General features: G+C 69.9%; 16 protein-coding genes. 11 read left to right on the top strand and 5 right to left on the bottom strand.

From position 1 onward, the window contains the following. Window positions 1–6 precede the first annotated feature (6 nt). Window positions 7–705, top strand: coding sequence for a ribulose-phosphate 3-epimerase (gene rpe / locus A5700_RS23590; protein ID WP_156671409.1), 699 nt, complete (start codon window positions 7–9; stop codon window positions 703–705). Continuing rightward, the gene (gene ribD, locus A5700_RS23585) at window positions 702–1,727 is read left to right on the top strand and encodes a bifunctional diaminohydroxyphosphoribosylaminopyrimidine deaminase/5-amino-6-(5-phosphoribosylamino)uracil reductase RibD (RefSeq protein WP_068205062.1); all 1,026 of its coding nucleotides are present in this window, start codon (window positions 702–704) and stop codon (window positions 1,725–1,727) included. Before rpe ends, ribD begins: the two co-directional genes overlap by 4 nt. Before the next feature lie 13 nt (window positions 1,728–1,740). Here the strand turns inward: ribD and A5700_RS23580 are convergent, their stop codons facing one another. Continuing rightward, entirely contained in the window at window positions 1,741–3,297 is a 1,557-nt protein-coding gene (locus tag A5700_RS23580) for an MFS transporter (protein ID WP_068067191.1), read from the bottom strand. Further along, complete coding sequence (locus tag A5700_RS23575) at window positions 3,294–4,001, bottom strand: LppX_LprAFG lipoprotein (RefSeq protein ID WP_068067194.1); 708 nt, start codon at window positions 3,999–4,001, stop codon at window positions 3,294–3,296. The genes A5700_RS23580 and A5700_RS23575 overlap by 4 nt, the downstream gene beginning before the upstream one ends. A 117-nt stretch (window positions 4,002–4,118) precedes the next feature. On the opposite strand from A5700_RS23575, the gene A5700_RS23570 reads away from it, so the two are divergent. Further along, window positions 4,119–4,721 (top strand): riboflavin synthase, encoded by a 603-nt coding sequence (locus A5700_RS23570; protein WP_068205060.1) that lies wholly within the window; start codon window positions 4,119–4,121, stop codon window positions 4,719–4,721. Between the two features lie 18 nt (window positions 4,722–4,739). Here the strand turns inward: A5700_RS23570 and A5700_RS23565 are convergent, their stop codons facing one another. Together A5700_RS23565 and A5700_RS23560 are read right to left on the bottom strand one after the other, a co-directional pair. Further along, the gene (locus A5700_RS23565; RefSeq protein ID WP_068205058.1) at window positions 4,740–5,108 is read right to left on the bottom strand and encodes a hypothetical protein; all 369 of its coding nucleotides are present in this window, start codon (window positions 5,106–5,108) and stop codon (window positions 4,740–4,742) included. Window positions 5,109–5,255: 147 nt separating this feature from the next. Further along, a complete protein-coding gene (locus A5700_RS23560) occupies window positions 5,256–5,882 on the bottom strand; it encodes a hypothetical protein (RefSeq protein WP_068067198.1) in 627 nt (208 codons plus the stop codon). Window positions 5,883–6,124: 242 nt separating this feature from the next. Here A5700_RS23560 and A5700_RS23555 point away from each other — a divergent pair, with 242 nt between their 5' ends. Genes A5700_RS23555 through A5700_RS23540 form a run of 4 tightly spaced genes read left to right on the top strand, consistent with a single transcriptional unit; the run spans window position 6,125 to window position 9,047 of the window. Next, entirely contained in the window at window positions 6,125–7,402 is a 1,278-nt protein-coding gene (locus A5700_RS23555) for a bifunctional 3,4-dihydroxy-2-butanone-4-phosphate synthase/GTP cyclohydrolase II (protein ID WP_068067207.1), read from the top strand. After that, on the top strand, window positions 7,399–7,881 hold the full coding sequence (ribH, locus tag A5700_RS23550; protein ID WP_068067209.1) for a 6,7-dimethyl-8-ribityllumazine synthase: 483 nt from the start codon (window positions 7,399–7,401) through the stop codon (window positions 7,879–7,881). The genes A5700_RS23555 and ribH overlap by 4 nt, the downstream gene beginning before the upstream one ends. Continuing rightward, complete coding sequence (locus tag A5700_RS23545) at window positions 7,878–8,345, top strand: PH domain-containing protein (protein WP_068067211.1); 468 nt, start codon at window positions 7,878–7,880, stop codon at window positions 8,343–8,345. The genes ribH and A5700_RS23545 overlap by 4 nt, the downstream gene beginning before the upstream one ends. 18 nt (window positions 8,346–8,363) lie before the next feature. Further along, complete coding sequence (locus A5700_RS23540; protein ID WP_068067213.1) at window positions 8,364–9,047, top strand: hypothetical protein; 684 nt, start codon at window positions 8,364–8,366, stop codon at window positions 9,045–9,047. Window positions 9,048–9,072: 25 nt separating this feature from the next. Here the strand turns inward: A5700_RS23540 and A5700_RS23535 are convergent, their stop codons facing one another. Next, entirely contained in the window at window positions 9,073–9,411 is a 339-nt protein-coding gene (locus A5700_RS23535) for a hemophore-related protein (protein ID WP_068067221.1), read from the bottom strand. Between the two features lie 110 nt (window positions 9,412–9,521). Between A5700_RS23535 and uvrC the strand changes: the two genes are divergently transcribed. From uvrC to whiA, 4 genes are read left to right on the top strand one after another with little or no spacing between them, the layout of a single operon-like run. Continuing rightward, window positions 9,522–11,465: an excinuclease ABC subunit UvrC gene (uvrC, locus tag A5700_RS23530; RefSeq protein WP_068067224.1), complete on the top strand. Its 1,944-nt coding sequence runs from the start codon at window positions 9,522–9,524 to the stop codon at window positions 11,463–11,465. Further along, window positions 11,462–12,373, top strand: coding sequence for an RNase adapter RapZ (gene rapZ / locus A5700_RS23525; RefSeq protein ID WP_068067227.1), 912 nt, complete (start codon window positions 11,462–11,464; stop codon window positions 12,371–12,373). Before uvrC ends, rapZ begins: the two co-directional genes overlap by 4 nt. Next, window positions 12,370–13,440: a uridine diphosphate-N-acetylglucosamine-binding protein YvcK gene (gene yvcK / locus A5700_RS23520; protein ID WP_068067231.1), complete on the top strand. Its 1,071-nt coding sequence runs from the start codon at window positions 12,370–12,372 to the stop codon at window positions 13,438–13,440. Before rapZ ends, yvcK begins: the two co-directional genes overlap by 4 nt. Next, window positions 13,437–14,414 carry a DNA-binding protein WhiA gene (gene whiA, locus A5700_RS23515; protein ID WP_068205076.1) on the top strand — a complete coding sequence of 326 codons (978 nt, stop codon included), beginning with the start codon at window positions 13,437–13,439 and terminating at the stop codon, window positions 14,412–14,414. Before yvcK ends, whiA begins: the two co-directional genes overlap by 4 nt. The last annotated feature ends 624 nt before the right edge of the window (window positions 14,415–15,038 follow it).

The following is a 15,038-nucleotide window of genomic DNA, read 5'->3' as shown; positions in this document are numbered from 1 at the left end:
AGTAAGGTGGCGCTCATGGCTGGCAATTCCGGGAGACCGCTGATCGCGCCCTCGATCCTGTCCGCAGATTTCGCGCGGCTCGCCGACGAGGCCGCCGCGGTGACCGGCGCCGACTGGCTGCACGTCGACGTGATGGACAACCACTTTGTGCCGAACCTGACCCTCGGCCTGCCGGTGGTAGAGAGCCTGCTGGCGGCGACGAAGATCCCGATGGACTGCCACCTGATGATCGAGGACCCGGACCGCTGGGCGCCGCCCTACGCCGAGGCCGGGGCCTACAACGTCACCTTCCACGCCGAGGCCACCGACAACCCGATCGGGGTCGCCCGCGACATCCGCGCGGCGGGCGCCAAGGCGGGCATCAGCGTCAAGCCGGCAACTCCGCTGGAGCCTTACCTGGAGGTGCTGACGCATTTCGACACGCTGCTCATCATGTCGGTGGAGCCGGGCTTCGGCGGCCAGAGCTTCATCCCCGACGTGCTGGGCAAGGTCCGCGCCGCGCGCAAGCTGATCGAGGCGGGGGAGCTGACGATCCTGGTCGAGATCGACGGCGGCATCAACTCCGACACCATCGAGCAGGCGGCCGAGGCCGGCGTCGACTGCTTCGTGGCCGGGTCGGCCGTGTACGGCGCGCAGGACCCGGAGGCCGCGGTCGAGGCGCTGCGGCGCCAGGCCGCCGCGGCGTCGCCACACCTGCGCGGATGACCGTGCCCGACAACGGCATCGAGGCGGCCATGCGCCTGGCCATCGAGCAGTCGATGCACGTGAAAGGCACGACCTACCCGAACCCGCCGGTGGGCGCAGTGATCCTGGACCCTGGCGGTGAGGTGGTCGGCGTCGGCGGCACCGAGCCGGCCGGCGGCCCCCCCGCCGAGGTGCTGGCGCTGCGCCGTGCCGGCGAGTTGGCGACCGGCGGCACGGCGGTGGTGACGCTCGAGCCGTGCAACCACCACGGCAAGACCCCGCCCTGCGTCGACGCGTTGTTGACCGCGAACCTGGCGGCGGTGGTCTACGCCGTCGCGGACCCCAACCCGGTCGCGGCCGGGGGAGCGGCCCGGCTCGAGGAAGCGGGGGTGCGGGTGCGCGCCGGCGTGCTGGCCGACGAGGTCGCCGGCGGTCCGCTGCGGGAGTGGCTGCACAAGCAGCGGACCGGCCGGCCGCATGTCACGTGGAAATACGCGAGCAGCGTCGACGGCCGCAGCGCCGCCGCCGACGGCTCCAGCCAGTGGATCTCCAGCGAGGCCTCGCGGCATGATGTGCACCGGCGCCGGGCCATGGCCGACGCGATCGTGGTGGGCACGGGCACCGTGCTGGCCGACGACCCGGCGTTGACCGCGCGGCTGCCCGACGGCTCACTGGCCGAGCGGCAACCGCTGCGGGTGGTGGTCGGCGAGCGCGAAATCCCCTCGGAGGCAAGGGTTCTCAACGACGACTCGCGGACCATGGTGATCCGCACCCGCGACCCGGCCGAGGTGATCAAGGCGCTGTCGGACCGCACCGACGTGCTGCTCGAGGGTGGCCCCACGCTGGCGGGTGCGTTCCTGCGGGCGGGCGCCGTCGACCGGATCCTGAGCTACGTGGCGCCGATCCTGTTGGGCGGGCCCGTCACCGCGGTCGACGACGTCGGCGTCTCGACCATGGCCCGGGCGTCGCGCTGGCAGTTCGACGCCGTCGAACGGGTGGGGCCCGACCTGGTGCTCAGCCTGGTGCCCCGCCCCGGCCACTGACCGGGCGGCGCGCCTACCGCTCGCCCAGGGAAACGGTCTGCGGCTCAACCGGTTCCGGCTCGTCGGCGTGCTCCTTGCGGCCGCCGATCAACAGGCCCAGCAGCGCACCCAGGATGCAGATGACCACCGTCGCGCTGAAGATGTCGCCGTACATCAAGGCGAATGCCTTGAGATACATCGAACCCTGCGCGGCGATCCGTTCGAGCAGCCCAGCGTCGGGCGGGATGGCGGCCGTCAGGTTGGCCACGATCTGGTTGAACCGGTACAGGCCCCACGCGCTGAGCGCGGCGACACCGATCAACATGCCCGTCATCCGGGCCACCACCACCGCGGCCGAGGCGATGCCGTGCTGCGCCGACGGCACCACCCGCAACGCGGCGGAGGTCAACGGCCCGATCACCAGGCCGAGGCCGATACCGGCGACCAGCAGGTCGGTGTGCAAGACGGGCAGCTGGAACAGCCCGAACACGTTGTGCTTGTGGCTCAACACGTCCTGCCGCCAGAAGTGGACCAGCCAGTAGCCGTACGCGGCGATCAGCAGGCCGACGAAGGCCATGATGCGGTCCCCGATCCGGGTGGCGATCCACCCGCCCAGCACCGCCCCGATCGGCAACGCGATGAGGAACCACAGCAGCAGGCCGGCGGCCTGCGTCTGGTCCATCTGCAAGACCCCCTGGCCGAACAGCTCCACGTCGACCAGCGTCACCATCAGCGCCGCGCCCGCGCACAGGGACGCGCCCAGCGCGGCCAGGAACGGGCGGAAGTGCACACCCGCCGGCTCGATCAGCCGGGTACGCGAGAAGCGCTCCCACAGCAGGAACAGCACCGTGACCACGACCGCGCCGATGACCAGCGGCAACCCGTAGCTCGGCAGGATCGTCTTGCCGTCGGGCTGCGGGTTGTACAGGCCGATGACCGCCAGGCCCAGGGCCAGCGCCAGCAGCGCGCCGCCCACCAGGTCGATCTTCTCCGGGTTCTCCACCCGGTCGTGCGATGGCAGGCTGAACTGGATCATCACCATCGCGATCAGGGTCAGCGGGACGTTGATCCAGAACACGTAGCGCCAGTCGTGAGTCAGGTAGACGATGAAGATCCCGTACAGCGGGCCCAGCACGCTGCCAAGCTCCTGCGCGGCGCCGATGCCGCCCAGCACGCCGGCGCGGTTGCGTTGCGCCCACAGGTCGGCGCCGAGGGCCAGCGTGACGGGCAGCAGCGCCCCACTGGCGACGCCCTGCACGGTGCGGCCGGCGATCAGCAGGTGGAAGTCGCCCCAGTGCCCGGCCAGCGCCGTGATCACCGAGCCGACGATGAACAGCGCCAGGCTGACCTGCAACACCAACTTGCGGCCGAACCGGTCGGACGCGCGGCCCAGCAGCGGCATGGCGGCGATGTAACCGAGCAGGTACATCGTGATGATCCAGGTGATGCGCTGCAGCTGGTTGATCGGGATGTGGACGTCGGTCATGATGTCGCGCATGATCGTCACGACGACGTAGGCGTCCAAGGCGCCCAGCAGCACCGCCAGGCTGCCCGCGCTGATCGCGACCCGGCGTCCGGTTTGAGCGGTCACTGGCTCACCTGGGGCTTGGTGACCTGAACCTGCTCGCCCCAGTTGGACAGCGTGATCTGCACGGAGTTGCCCTCGCTCTTCTGCAGGTTGGCCTGCACCAGCTCGTGGTCGCCGCCCTCCTGGATCCACACGGTGCTGGGCACCGTGCCGCTGGCGGCGATCTGTGGCGCCAGCTTGTTCACCGCGTCAGCGGAAACGTTGCCGCTGATGCGCACCGTGTTCTGGCCGTTGATGGTTTCGCGGCCCTCGGCCTTGGCGTTGCTGAAGTTGGCCAGCGCGTTGCCGAGGCCGGTGTCGGGGTTCAGCAGCAGCGAGACGTCGTAGATGTCGGACGCCTTGCCGTAGTCGCCCCATTTGTTCGGCGTCATGGCCGCGTACAGCTTGCCGTCGACCACGATGAAGTTGGCGTCGATGTCCGACCCGCCGAGGATGATCGTGGCGTTGCCCGACGCCGCGGTTGCCGGGGCGGTGGTGAGGTCACCGGTCAGCGTCTTGATGGGCAGGCTGGGGATCTTGCCCTGGACGCTCAACGCGATGTGCGCGCTCTTGACGGCCTTGGTGGCGTCGGCCGACTGCTTGACCAGCGTGGTCGCGTCGGGCAACGGCCCGCCGCTCTGCTTCGAGCCCGAGGAGCAGCCGGCGACGACGGCGGTGGCGAGGGATAGGGATGCGAGGACGGCCAATAGACGGCGGCGGGTCTGCATACTCTGCATCGTAAAGGGTCCGGGCGACCGCCCTGGTGGGCGCTGCGCGGTGGTGGCGCGCGACGCCGCCCGTTTGGCCAGCTCATCGGCGGGGCGCTCGTTGACTAGCCTTAGAGAATGTTCACCGGAATTGTCGAGGAACTCGGCGAGATCACGGCCAGGGAGGTGCTGGCAGACGCCGCGCGGCTGACCATCCGCGGACCGGTCGTGACCTCCGACGCGGGCCATGGCGACTCGATCGCCGTCAACGGCGTGTGCCTCACCGTCGCCGAGCTGCGGCCCGACGGTCAGTTCACCGCCGACGTCATGGCCGAGAGCCTCAACCGGTCCAACCTGGGCGAGCTGCGGGTCGGCAGCCGCGTCAACTTGGAGCGCGCCGCGGCGGTGAACAGCCGGCTGGGCGGGCACATCGTGCAGGGCCACGTCGACGGCACCGGGCGCGTGGTGTCGCGCACGCCGTCCGAGCACTGGGAGGTGGTGCGCATCGAGGTCCCGGACACGGTCGCCCGCTACATCGTCGAGAAGGGGTCGATCACCGTCGACGGGATCTCCCTGACGGTGTCGGCCCTCGGTGACGACCCCCGCGACTGGTTCGAGGTGTCGCTGATCCCGACGACCCGCGAGCTCACCACGTTGGGCACCGCCCCGGTCGGCGCGCAGGTCAACCTCGAGGTCGACGTCATCGCCAAGTACGTCGAGCGGCTGCTGGCCGACCAGTAGCCGCTCGACGGTCGCTGGTTACAGCGGGATCCAGACGGGACCGTTCCAGTAGCCCCAGCCGTTGGCCTGCGCGTTCCACACCACCTGCGCCCACGGCGCCCAGATCGGCGGGGGCGGCGGCGGGGGAGCCCACGTCGGCGCGCCGCCGTAGCCGGCCGGGCCGTAGTTGTCGTCCCAGTCGTTGCAGTTGTTCCAGTTCGGGTTCGGCCCCCAGCCGGGGTCCCATTGCTCGCCGGGGCACCAGTGGTGGTGATAAAGGGGTGCGGGCGGCGGCGCCGCCGTGGCGGTGCCCGACGCCAGTCCCAACGCGGTGGCGGCCAGGCCGCCGGTCGCCAACGCCGCGGTGCACAGGCGCACCCACGGCCGTGATGATGAAGTGGTATTCATGGCACTGGTCATTCCCTTCGGAAAGCCCTGTGAAACGCTTTGCCCTGCGCAAATGGTGCGCACAGCGGGCGCCTAGCCGGCGCTTAGCTCAAGGTCCGCGTCCCCGCCGCTCACAGACGTTTTTATTGTCGCGCTGGTCAAATTCGCTTAACTTGGCAAGCCATTCTTGACGGCCGCATCCTGTTTGCGGGCGATGTCCAGGACGAAATCCGGCGAGGTCGGGCTGCCGGCCGCGGTTTTGAATATCAGGTTCACGGTGGTCCTGCCCTCGGCGAACAGAACTTCGGTGACCGCGTTCTGTTTGTCGGGCGACGTCCCCGTCGCGATCTTGCCCTGCTGGCCCACCGGGAAGGGCTGCGGCGCGGGCTGATCGACGCTGGGAAACGGGTGGCCCGCGATGGCCTGTGCGGCCGCTGCCGGGTCCGCGAAGACGGTGACCCCGTCGACGATCACGCGGCTGGTGTCGGCGGTGTTGAAGCTCAGCCCCACCCCGGGCACCCCGTTGGGGTTCTGGGTGGGCGCGCCGTAGGCTGTGAAATCCGGCCCGACGTCGGCCGCGCTGATCAGCAACGCCGTGTAGTCACCGGGCTGGCCCAGCGCGGGCGCGACGGCGTTGGGCGGGGCGGGGTTCGACGCGGCCGGCCCGGGCGACGGGGAGGTGGGGCTCGACGAGGTGGGTGACGGCGCGGCGGGCTGACGGTCGCCGCCGCAGCCCGCGAGCGCCAGCGTGGCGGTGGCCGTCAACGCGACCGCGAACGTGTGCGCCGGACCCATGAGGCGTCTCCTTCGATGCGCGCGCCAACCGCCTCATGTCTACCCGGGCCGATTGGCCACCCGCAGGCCAACGCCGCAAACTCCCTCCTCGGGCTTGCAGACGGCCGGGGACGAAGCTCACAAGAAGCGGGAAATAACCGCGATGCCGCCGTGGTCCATACTGAATGCAACACGTGGGGCATTCCGAGGGTGCCGTTTCAACTGTGTTCCCGCCTGACCGCGGGAACGGCGAGGTAGCAACGATGACGAGGCTGGACTCCGTCGAGAGGGCGGTTGCCGACATTGCGGCCGGCAAGGCCGTCGTCGTCATTGACGACGAGGAGCGCGAGAACGAGGGGGACCTGATCTTCGCCGCCGAGAAGGCGACGCCGGAGCTGGTCGCGTTCATGGTGCGCTACACCTCGGGTTACCTGTGCGTGCCCCTGGACGGGGAGATCTGCGACCGGCTGGGGCTGCTGCCGATGTACGCGGTGAACCAGGACAAGCACGGAACCGCCTACACCGTGACCGTCGACGCCAAATACGGTGTCGGCACCGGGATTTCGGCGTCGGACCGGGCCACCACGATGCGCCTGCTGGCCGACCCCGACAGCGTCGCCAACGACTTCACCCGGCCCGGGCACGTCGTCCCGCTGCGGGCCAAGGACGGCGGGGTGCTGCGCCGCCCCGGACACACCGAGGCGGCCGTCGACCTGGCCCGGATGGCGGGCCTGCAGCCCGCGGGCGCCATCTGCGAAATCGTCAGCCAGAAGGACGAGGGCGCGATGGCGCAGACCGACGAGCTGCGGGTCTTCGCCGATGAGCACGACCTCGCGCTGATCACCATCGCCGACCTGATCGAGTGGCGGCGCAAGCACGAGAAGCACATCGCCCGCATCGCCGAGGCGCGCATCCCGACCCGGCACGGCGAGTTCCAGGCCATCGGCTACGCCAGCATCTACGAGGACGTCGAGCACGTCGCGCTGGTGCGCGGCGAGATCGACGGGGCCAACTTCGACGGGCACGACGTGCTGGTGCGCGTGCACTCCGAGTGCCTGACCGGTGACGTGTTCGGCTCGCGCCGCTGCGACTGCGGTCCGCAGCTCGACGCGGCGATGGCGATGGTCGCGCGTGAGGGCCGCGGGGTGGTGCTCTACATGCGCGGCCACGAGGGCCGCGGCATCGGGCTGATGCACAAGCTGCAGGCCTACCAGTTGCAGGACGCCGGCGAGGACACCGTCGATGCCAACCTCAAACTCGGATTACCGGCCGACGCACGGGATTACGGTATCGGCGCGCAGATCCTGGTCGATTTGGGCGTGCGCTCGATGCGGCTGCTGACCAACAATCCGGCCAAGCGTGTCGGCCTGGACGGCTACGGCCTGCACATCATCGAGCGGGTGCCGCTTCCGGTGCGCGCCAACGCCGAGAACATCCGCTACCTGTTGACCAAGCGCGACAAGATGGGGCACGACTTGGCCGGGCTCGACGAGTTCCACGAATCCTTTCATCTGCCAGGCGAATTCGGCGGTGCTTTGTGAGCCCTGCCGCCGGTGTGCCGCAGACGGCTCCGGTCGACGCGTCCGGGTTGCGGCTGGGCATCGTCGCCAGCACCTGGCACGGCCCGATCTGTGACGCCCTGCTCGACGGTGCCCGCAGGGTCGCGGCCGAGTCGGGCGTCGACGAGCCGACCGTGGTCCGGGTGATCGGCGCCATCGAACTCGCGGTGGTGGCGCAGCAGCTCGCCACCAACCACGACGCGGTGGTCGCGCTGGGTGTGGTGATACGCGGCGAGACACCGCATTTCGACTACGTCTGCGACTCGGTGACCCAGGGGCTGACCCGCGTCGCGTTGGACGCCTCGACGCCGGTGGCCAACGGCGTGCTGACCACCAACACCGAGGAGCAGGCGCTGGCGCGCGCCGGGTTGCCCTCCTCGGCCGAGGACAAAGGGGCGCAGGCGACCGAGGCGGCCTTGACGGCCGCGCTGACGCTGCGTGAGCTGCGCGCCCGGTCGTGACGTCGCCGAACCGCGAGACCTGGGACGTCGTGCTGCGTCCCCACCGCACCCCGGTGTTCGTGTACGCGGCCGCCTTCGTCATCGCCGCGGTGCACATCGCCGTGGGCTTCCTGCTCAAGATCCGATCGAGCGGGGTGGTGTTCCAGACCGCCGACCAGGTGGCGATGGCGGTGCTCGGGGTGATCCTCGCCGGTCTGGTGCTGCTGTTCGCGCGGCCACGCCTACGTGTCGGGCCGACGGGTCTGTGCGTGCGGAACCTGTTGGGCGACAAGCTGATCGGCTGGTCGGAAATCGTCGGCGTCTCCTTCCCCGCGGGGCACCGCTGGGCGCGCATCGACCTGCCCGACGACGAGTACGTGCCGGTGCTGGCCATCCAGGCCGTCGACAAGGGCCGGGCGGTGGACGCGATGGACACGGTGCGGTCGCTGCTGGCGCGTTACCGACCGGACTTGCAGACCGCCTGATCGCGCTACCATCAGCCGATGGGGCGTCAGGTGCGGACGGCCGTCGCGGCGGTCGTGGCGGTGACCCTGCTGGGAGCCTGTTCGACGTCGGTGCCGGGCCGGGCGGTGCGCGCGCCGGGATCGTCGGGCGGGCCGCCCGCCACGGTCAACACGCCCGGGGTGCGCGCCCGCGACCTGCTGTTGAAGTCGGGCGACTCCGTGCCGTTCGGCGCGGCCACCCAGATTCCCTTCGGCGACAACTACTTCACGCGCGCGGACCCGGCGGACTGCGAGGCCGCGGCGGTGGTGCAGGACTCCCCGCTGCTGCCGCCCGGCGCGACGGACCGGGCCGACTCCGCGTACCGCTTCAGCGGCGCGCAGACCTACAGCGAGTCGCTCGGCCTTTACGACGCCGGGTTCGACGACGAGCACGTGGTCTTGCACGCGTTTCTCAACGTCGCGCAGTGCTTCGTGAGCGCTCACCGCGGCTTCACGGCCGTGTCGCGTGACGGCAAATCCTGGCCCGTCCAGCTGGACGGCTTCGACCAGTCGGCGCACGCCATGACATGGACGCTGACCCAACCGAACTGGATCTGCGCTTTCGGCCTGGGATCCGGGCCGCGCGTCGCATTGCTGGTCTCGGCGTGCGACGCGCAGCCCGCGTTTCCGATGGAGGACTGGCTCTACAAGCGCCTGGCCCAGATCACCGGACACCCCGTCTAGCGGAGGTGGGGGTAGTCCCGGCGAATCAGTACCTGGTGCAGTCCGTCATCATTTGCTGGAAGATGGGCAGCGCCTGCTGCGCGCCCTGGTTGTGCTCGATCGCGTGCAGCAGGTTGACCCGCTGATCCGGCGACGACGCCAGGTACTGCTGGAGGAACTGCTGGTTCGGCGGCGACTGGTCCAGGTACTGAGCGGCCATCGGATTCTCCGCGTGCACCGCCCGCATCGCCTGGTCGTAGCTACAGGTGGTGTGGATCATCGGACCGTAATCGGGGTCGGCAGCGGCGACCCCGGCCCCAGCGGTCGACGCCAATGCCAGACCGCCGAACGTGACGGCCAGTTTGGCCCACGAGCGCTTCATCATTTACGGACTCCCTCCATTGCTCTGCCCCCACTCTAACGATGAGCTGGAAGGTTGGTAGCCGGATCGGAAGCCACCCAAACCGCCGCCGGGGTGACTACTAGCCTGGATGGGTGCCTGATCCCGCCACCTACCGCCCCCCGCCCGGGTCCATTCCGGTCGAGCCGGGCGTCTACCGATTCCGGGACCAGCACGGCCGCGTCATCTACGTCGGCAAGGCCAAGAGCCTGCGCAGCCGGTTGACGTCCTACTTCGCCGACATCGCCAGCCTGCATCCGCGCACCCGGCAGATGGTGACCACCGCCGCGAAGGTCGAGTGGACGGTGGTCAACACCGAAGTCGAGGCGCTGCAGCTCGAATACAACTGGATCAAAGAGTTCGACCCCCGTTTCAACGTGCGCTACCGCGACGACAAGTCCTACCCGGTGCTCGCGGTGACGCTCAACGAGGAATTTCCACGGCTGATGGTCTACCGCGGGCCGCGTCGCAAGGGCGTGCGCTACTTCGGGCCCTACTCCCACGCCTGGGCCATCCGGGAGACGCTCGACCTGCTCACCCGGGTGTTCCCGGCTCGCACCTGCTCGGCCGGGGTGTTCAAGCGGCACCACCAGATCGACCGGCCCTGCCTGCTGGGCTACATCGACAAGTGCTCGGCGCCGTGCGTCGGCCGGGTCAGCGCGGATCAGCATCGCCAGATCGTCGACGACTTCTGCGACTTCCTGTCCGGCAAGACGGATCGGTTCGCCCGCGAACTGGAGCAGCAGATGAACGCCGCGGCGGAGGAACTCGACTTCGAGCGCGCGGCCCGGCTGCGCGACGACCTGGGCGCGCTGCGGAGGGCGATGGAGAAACAGGCAGTGGTGTTCGGCGACGGCACCGACGCCGACGTGGTGGCCTTCGCCGACGACGAGCTCGAGGCGGCGGTGCAGGTGTTCCACGTCCGCGGCGGCCGGGTCCGCGGCCAGCGCGGCTGGATCGTCGAAAAGTCCGCGGAGGCCGGCGATTCCGGCGAAGAACAACTCGTGGAGCAGTTCCTCACCCAGTTCTACGGCGAGCAGGCCGAGTTGGGGGGCGCCGCCGACGAGGCCGCCAACCCGGTGCCCCGCGAGGTGCTGGTGCCGTGCCTGCCGTCCAACGCCGAGGAGCTGGCCAGTTGGCTGACCGGGTTGCGCGGCAGCCGGGTCGCGCTGCGGGTGCCGCGGCGCGGCGACAAGCGCGCGCTGGCCGAAACCGTGCAGCGCAACGCGAAAGACGCGCTGCAGCAACATAAGCTGAAGCGGGCCGGCGACTTCAACGCCAGATCGGCTGCGCTGCAGAACATTCAGGATGCGCTGGGCCTGCCCGAGGCGCCGCTGCGCATTGAATGCGTCGACATCAGCCACGTGCAGGGCACCGACGTGGTGGGCTCCCTGGTGGTCTTCGAAGACGGGCTGCCGCGCAAGTCCGACTACCGCCATTTCGGGATCCGCGAAGCGGCCGGCCAAGGGCGTTCCGACGACGTCGCCTCGATCGCCGAGGTGACCCGGCGGCGGTTCCAGCGGCACCTCGCCGACCAGGCCGACCCGAATGTGCTTTCCCCGGAAGGAAAGTCTCGTCGGTTCGCCTACCCGCCGAACCTTTACGTCGTCGACGGCGGTGCGCCCCAGGTCAACGCGGCCAGCGCGGTGCTCGAGGAACTCGGCATCAGCGACGTCGCGGTGATCGGGCTGGCGAAGCGGCTGGAGGAGGTGTGGGTGCCCTCGGAGCCGGACCCCATCATCATGCCGCGCAACAGCGAGGGCCTGTATCTGTTGCAACGGGTCCGTGACGAGGCGCACCGGTTCGCCATCGCCTACCATCGCAGCAAGCGATCCAAGCGAATGACGGCGTCGGTGCTCGATACGGTGCCGGGACTGGGGGAGCATCGCCGCAAGGCGCTGGTCACCCACTTCGGATCCATAGCCCGCCTCAAGGAGGCCACCGTCGACCAGATCACCGCCGTTCCCGGCATCGGTGTGGCCACCGCGGCTGCCGTCCTCGAAGCGCTGCGGCCCGAGCAACAGGGCGCCGACGGATGACCGGCCAGGGTGAGGTCGATCAGGGCCGCCCGGTCAGCGCGTCGGCCGGTATCGACGTCGTGCTCGTGACCGGCCTCTCGGGGGCGGGCCGGGGCACCGCGGCCAAGGTGCTCGAGGACCTCGGCTGGTACGTCGCCGATAACCTGCCGCCGCAATTGATCACCCGGATGGTCGACTTCGGCATGGACGCGGGCTCGCGGATCACCCAGCTCGCGGTGGTGATGGACGTGCGTTCGCGCGGCTTCACCGGCGACCTGGACTCGGTGCGCACCGAGTTGGCCACCCGCAACATCAACCCGAGGGTGGTGTTCATGGAGGCCTCCGACGACATGCTGGTGCGCCGCTACGAACAGAACCGCCGCAGCCACCCGCTGCAGGGCGACCAGACACTGGCCGAGGGCATCGCGGCGGAGCGCCGGATGCTGGCCCCGGTGCGCGCGACCGCCGACCTGATCATCGACACCTCGACGCTCTCGGTGCGGGGCCTGCGGGAGAGCATCGAGCGCGCGTTCGGCGGCGACGCGAGCACGACGACCAGCGTCACCGTCGAGTCGTTCGGCTTCAAGTACGGGCTGCCGATGGACGCCGACATGGTGATGGACGTGCGATTCCTGCCGAACCCGCACTGGGTCGACGAATTGCGGCCCCGCACCGGGCAGGACCCGGCGGTCAGCGAGTACGTGTTGAGCCAGCCGGGCGCGAGAGACTTCCTGGACGCCTACCATCGACTGCTATCTCTGGTCGTCGACGGCTACCGCCGGGAGGGCAAGCGTTACATGACGGTGGCCATCGGCTGCACCGGCGGCAAGCATCGCAGCGTCGCGATCGCCGAGGCGTTGATGGGCCTGCTCAAGGCCGACCCGCAGCTGTCGGTGCGGGTGCTGCACCGGGATCTGGGCCGCGAATGACCCCATCGGACCTGCCCCTGCCCAACCAGGGCATCGTCGCGCTGGGCGGCGGGCACGGCCTGTACGCGACGCTGTCCGCGGCGCGCCGGCTGACGCCCTACGTCACCGCGGTGGTCACGGTCGCCGATGACGGCGGGTCCTCGGGCCGGCTGCGCGGCGAACTGGACGTGGTGCCGCCGGGCGACCTGCGAATGGCGTTGGCGGCGTTGGCATCCGACAGCCCGCACGGCCGGCTGTGGGCGACCATTCTGCAGCACCGGTTCGGCGGCACCGGCGCCCTGGCCGGGCACCCGATCGGCAACCTGTTGCTGGCCGGGCTGTCCGAGGTGCTGGCCGACCCGGTGGCGGCCCTGGACGAGTTGGGCCGCATCCTCGGGGTCAAGGGACGGGTGCTGCCGATGTGCCCGATCGCGCTGCAGATCGAGGCCGACGTGTCGGGTCTGGAGTCGGATCCCCGGATGTTCCGGCAGCTCCGCGGCCAGGTGGCGATCGCCACCACGCCGGGCAAGGTGCGAAGGGTGCGGCTGCTGCCTGCCGACCCACCCGCGACGCGGCAGGCGGTCGACGCGATCATGGGCGCGGACCTGGTCGTGCTAGGCCCCGGCTCGTGGTTCACCAGCGTCATCCCGCACGTGCTGGTGCCGGGGCTGGCGGCCGCGCTGCGGGCGACCACCGCCCGGCGCGCCCTCGTGCTCAACCTCGTGGCCGAGCCGGGGGAGACGGCCGGCTTCTCGGTGGAGCGGCACCTGCACGTGCTGGCCCAGCACGCGCCTGGATTCACGGTGCACGACATCATCATCGACGCGGACCGGGTGCCCAGCGAGCGGGAGCGCGACCAACTGCGCCGCACCGCGACGCTGCTCTCGGCCGAGGTCCACTTCGCTGACGTGGCCAGACCTGGTACACCTTTACATGATCCGGGCAAGCTCGCGGCGGCCCTGGACGGGGTCCGCGCAGCGCGTCCGGTCACGGCCACCGCGGAGATTCGGGTCGACGGTGCAAGTCCACAGACTGGTGGGATCGGACCGGCTGGCAGCGGACCAAGGGGTGACGACGCGTGGCGATGACGACCGAAGTCAAGGACGAACTCAGCCGCCTGGTCGTGAAATCGGTCAGCGCGCGCCGCGCCGAGGTCACGTCCCTGCTGAGGTTCGCGGGCGGACTGCATATCGTCGGCGGCCGGGTCGTCGTCGAGGCCGAGGTCGACCTCGGCAACGTCGCCCGCCGGCTGCGTAAGGACATCTTCGAGCTCTACGGGTACAACGCCGTCGTACATGTCTTGTCGGCCAGCGGGATTCGCAAGAGCACCCGCTACGTGTTACGGGTGGCCAACGACGGCGAGGCGCTGGCCCGCCAGACCGGGCTGCTCGACAACCGCGGCCGCCCGGTGCGTGGCCTGCCGGCCCAGGTGGTGGGCGGCAGCGTCGGCGACGCCGAGGCCGCGTGGCGGGGGGCCTTCCTGGCGCACGGGTCGCTGACCGAGCCCGGGCGTTCGTCTGCGCTGGAGGTCAGCTGCCCCGGCCCCGAGGCGGCGCTGGCGTTGGTGGGTGCGGCGCGCCGGCTGGGCGTCAGCGCGAAGGCCCGCGAGGTGCGGGGCGCCGACCGGGTGGTGGTGCGCGACGGTGAGGCGATCGGCGCGCTGCTCACGCGGATGGGTGCCCAGGACACCCGGCTGGTGTGGGAGGAACGCCGGATGCGGCGCGAGGTGCGGGCGACGGCCAACCGGCTCGCCAACTTCGACGACGCGAACCTGCGCCGCTCGGCGCGGGCGGCGGTCGCGGCGGCGGCCCGGGTGGAACGGGCGCTGGAGATTCTCGGTGACACCGTCCCCGACCACCTGGCCACCGCCGGCAAGCTGCGCGTCGAACACCGGCAGGCCTCCCTGGAGGAGCTGGGTCGCCTCGCCGACCCGCCGATGACGAAAGACGCTGTGGCGGGCCGCATTCGGCGGCTGCTGTCGATGGCCGATCGCAAGGCCAAGATCGACGGGATCCCCGACACCGAGTCGGCGGTCACCCCGGACCTGCTGGAAGACGCCTGACGCGTACCTTCCCCGGCCGACCGAGCAAAGCCTGAAGGCGACGCGCGGTGGCGTCGATGCGTCGAGAAAACTACCCGCTCGGCACCGGGCAATCGTCACGGCGCGGTCGTAATTGCGCGGAACTGGCGATCAAATGTATCGGCACATTTCATGTGAGAAATATATGCGCCGAGCCAAATCAAGCGTTGCCAGTACGAATGGATGCGATTTTAGGCTCGAAAGAATAGAACGGCGAGTGCCGGCATGGGAGACGCATTGTCAACGTTCATAGAAAGTACCTACTTCCTATGAGAGGCATGGGTACGAGCGCGCGTGGTTACCGGACGCTCGAGTCGCCATACTTACTGGGAAAACCGGGCCGAGCAGCGGGGTTTGGCTCGCGCGAGCGTGCCGTCCCGTCGTGGCGGTGCGTTCCATTGGGCCGGCCGCCGAACGCGACCGCATTATTCGTCGAGAGATTTTTATTCCGGTCCTCGCGTTTGATAGCGGGCACCTCGACCCTTTTTCTGCAGTGCGCACCCGGTCGTTTGCCGTGTTTTAACGAGGTAAAAGGGCTGCCGACGCGGAGAATCTTGTACCGCTGAATCGCAGCGTCCGACCGGCGAGTGCGGCCACCGCGGGCGG

The organism is Mycobacterium sp. E1214 (assembly GCF_001666755.1).
Lineage (GTDB): Bacteria > Actinomycetota > Actinomycetes > Mycobacteriales > Mycobacteriaceae > Mycobacterium.
This window is presented reverse-complemented; position numbering and strand designations above follow the sequence as displayed.

Bases quoted from the DNA above. Each gene is read 5' to 3' on its own strand.
- yvcK (WP_068067231.1), top strand. From the start codon at position 12,370: ATGACCCCATCGGACCTGCCCCTGCCCAACCAGGGCATCGTCGCGCTG.
- A5700_RS23565 (WP_068205058.1), bottom strand. From the start codon at position 5,108: ATGAATACCACTTCATCATCACGGCCGTGGGTGCGCCTGTGCACCGCG.
- whiA (WP_068205076.1), top strand. From the start codon at position 13,437: ATGACGACCGAAGTCAAGGACGAACTCAGCCGCCTGGTCGTGAAATCG.
- A5700_RS23535 (WP_068067221.1), bottom strand. From the start codon at position 9,411: ATGATGAAGCGCTCGTGGGCCAAACTGGCCGTCACGTTCGGCGGTCTG.
- A5700_RS23560 (WP_068067198.1), bottom strand. From the start codon at position 5,882: ATGGGTCCGGCGCACACGTTCGCGGTCGCGTTGACGGCCACCGCCACG.
- A5700_RS23555 (WP_068067207.1), top strand. From the start codon at position 6,125: ATGACGAGGCTGGACTCCGTCGAGAGGGCGGTTGCCGACATTGCGGCC.
- rapZ (WP_068067227.1), top strand. From the start codon at position 11,462: ATGACCGGCCAGGGTGAGGTCGATCAGGGCCGCCCGGTCAGCGCGTCG.
- ribD (WP_068205062.1), top strand. From the start codon at position 702: ATGACCGTGCCCGACAACGGCATCGAGGCGGCCATGCGCCTGGCCATC.
- A5700_RS23570 (WP_068205060.1), top strand. From the start codon at position 4,119: ATGTTCACCGGAATTGTCGAGGAACTCGGCGAGATCACGGCCAGGGAG.
- A5700_RS23575 (WP_068067194.1), bottom strand. From the start codon at position 4,001: ATGCAGACCCGCCGCCGTCTATTGGCCGTCCTCGCATCCCTATCCCTC.
- A5700_RS23540 (WP_068067213.1), top strand. From the start codon at position 8,364: ATGGGGCGTCAGGTGCGGACGGCCGTCGCGGCGGTCGTGGCGGTGACC.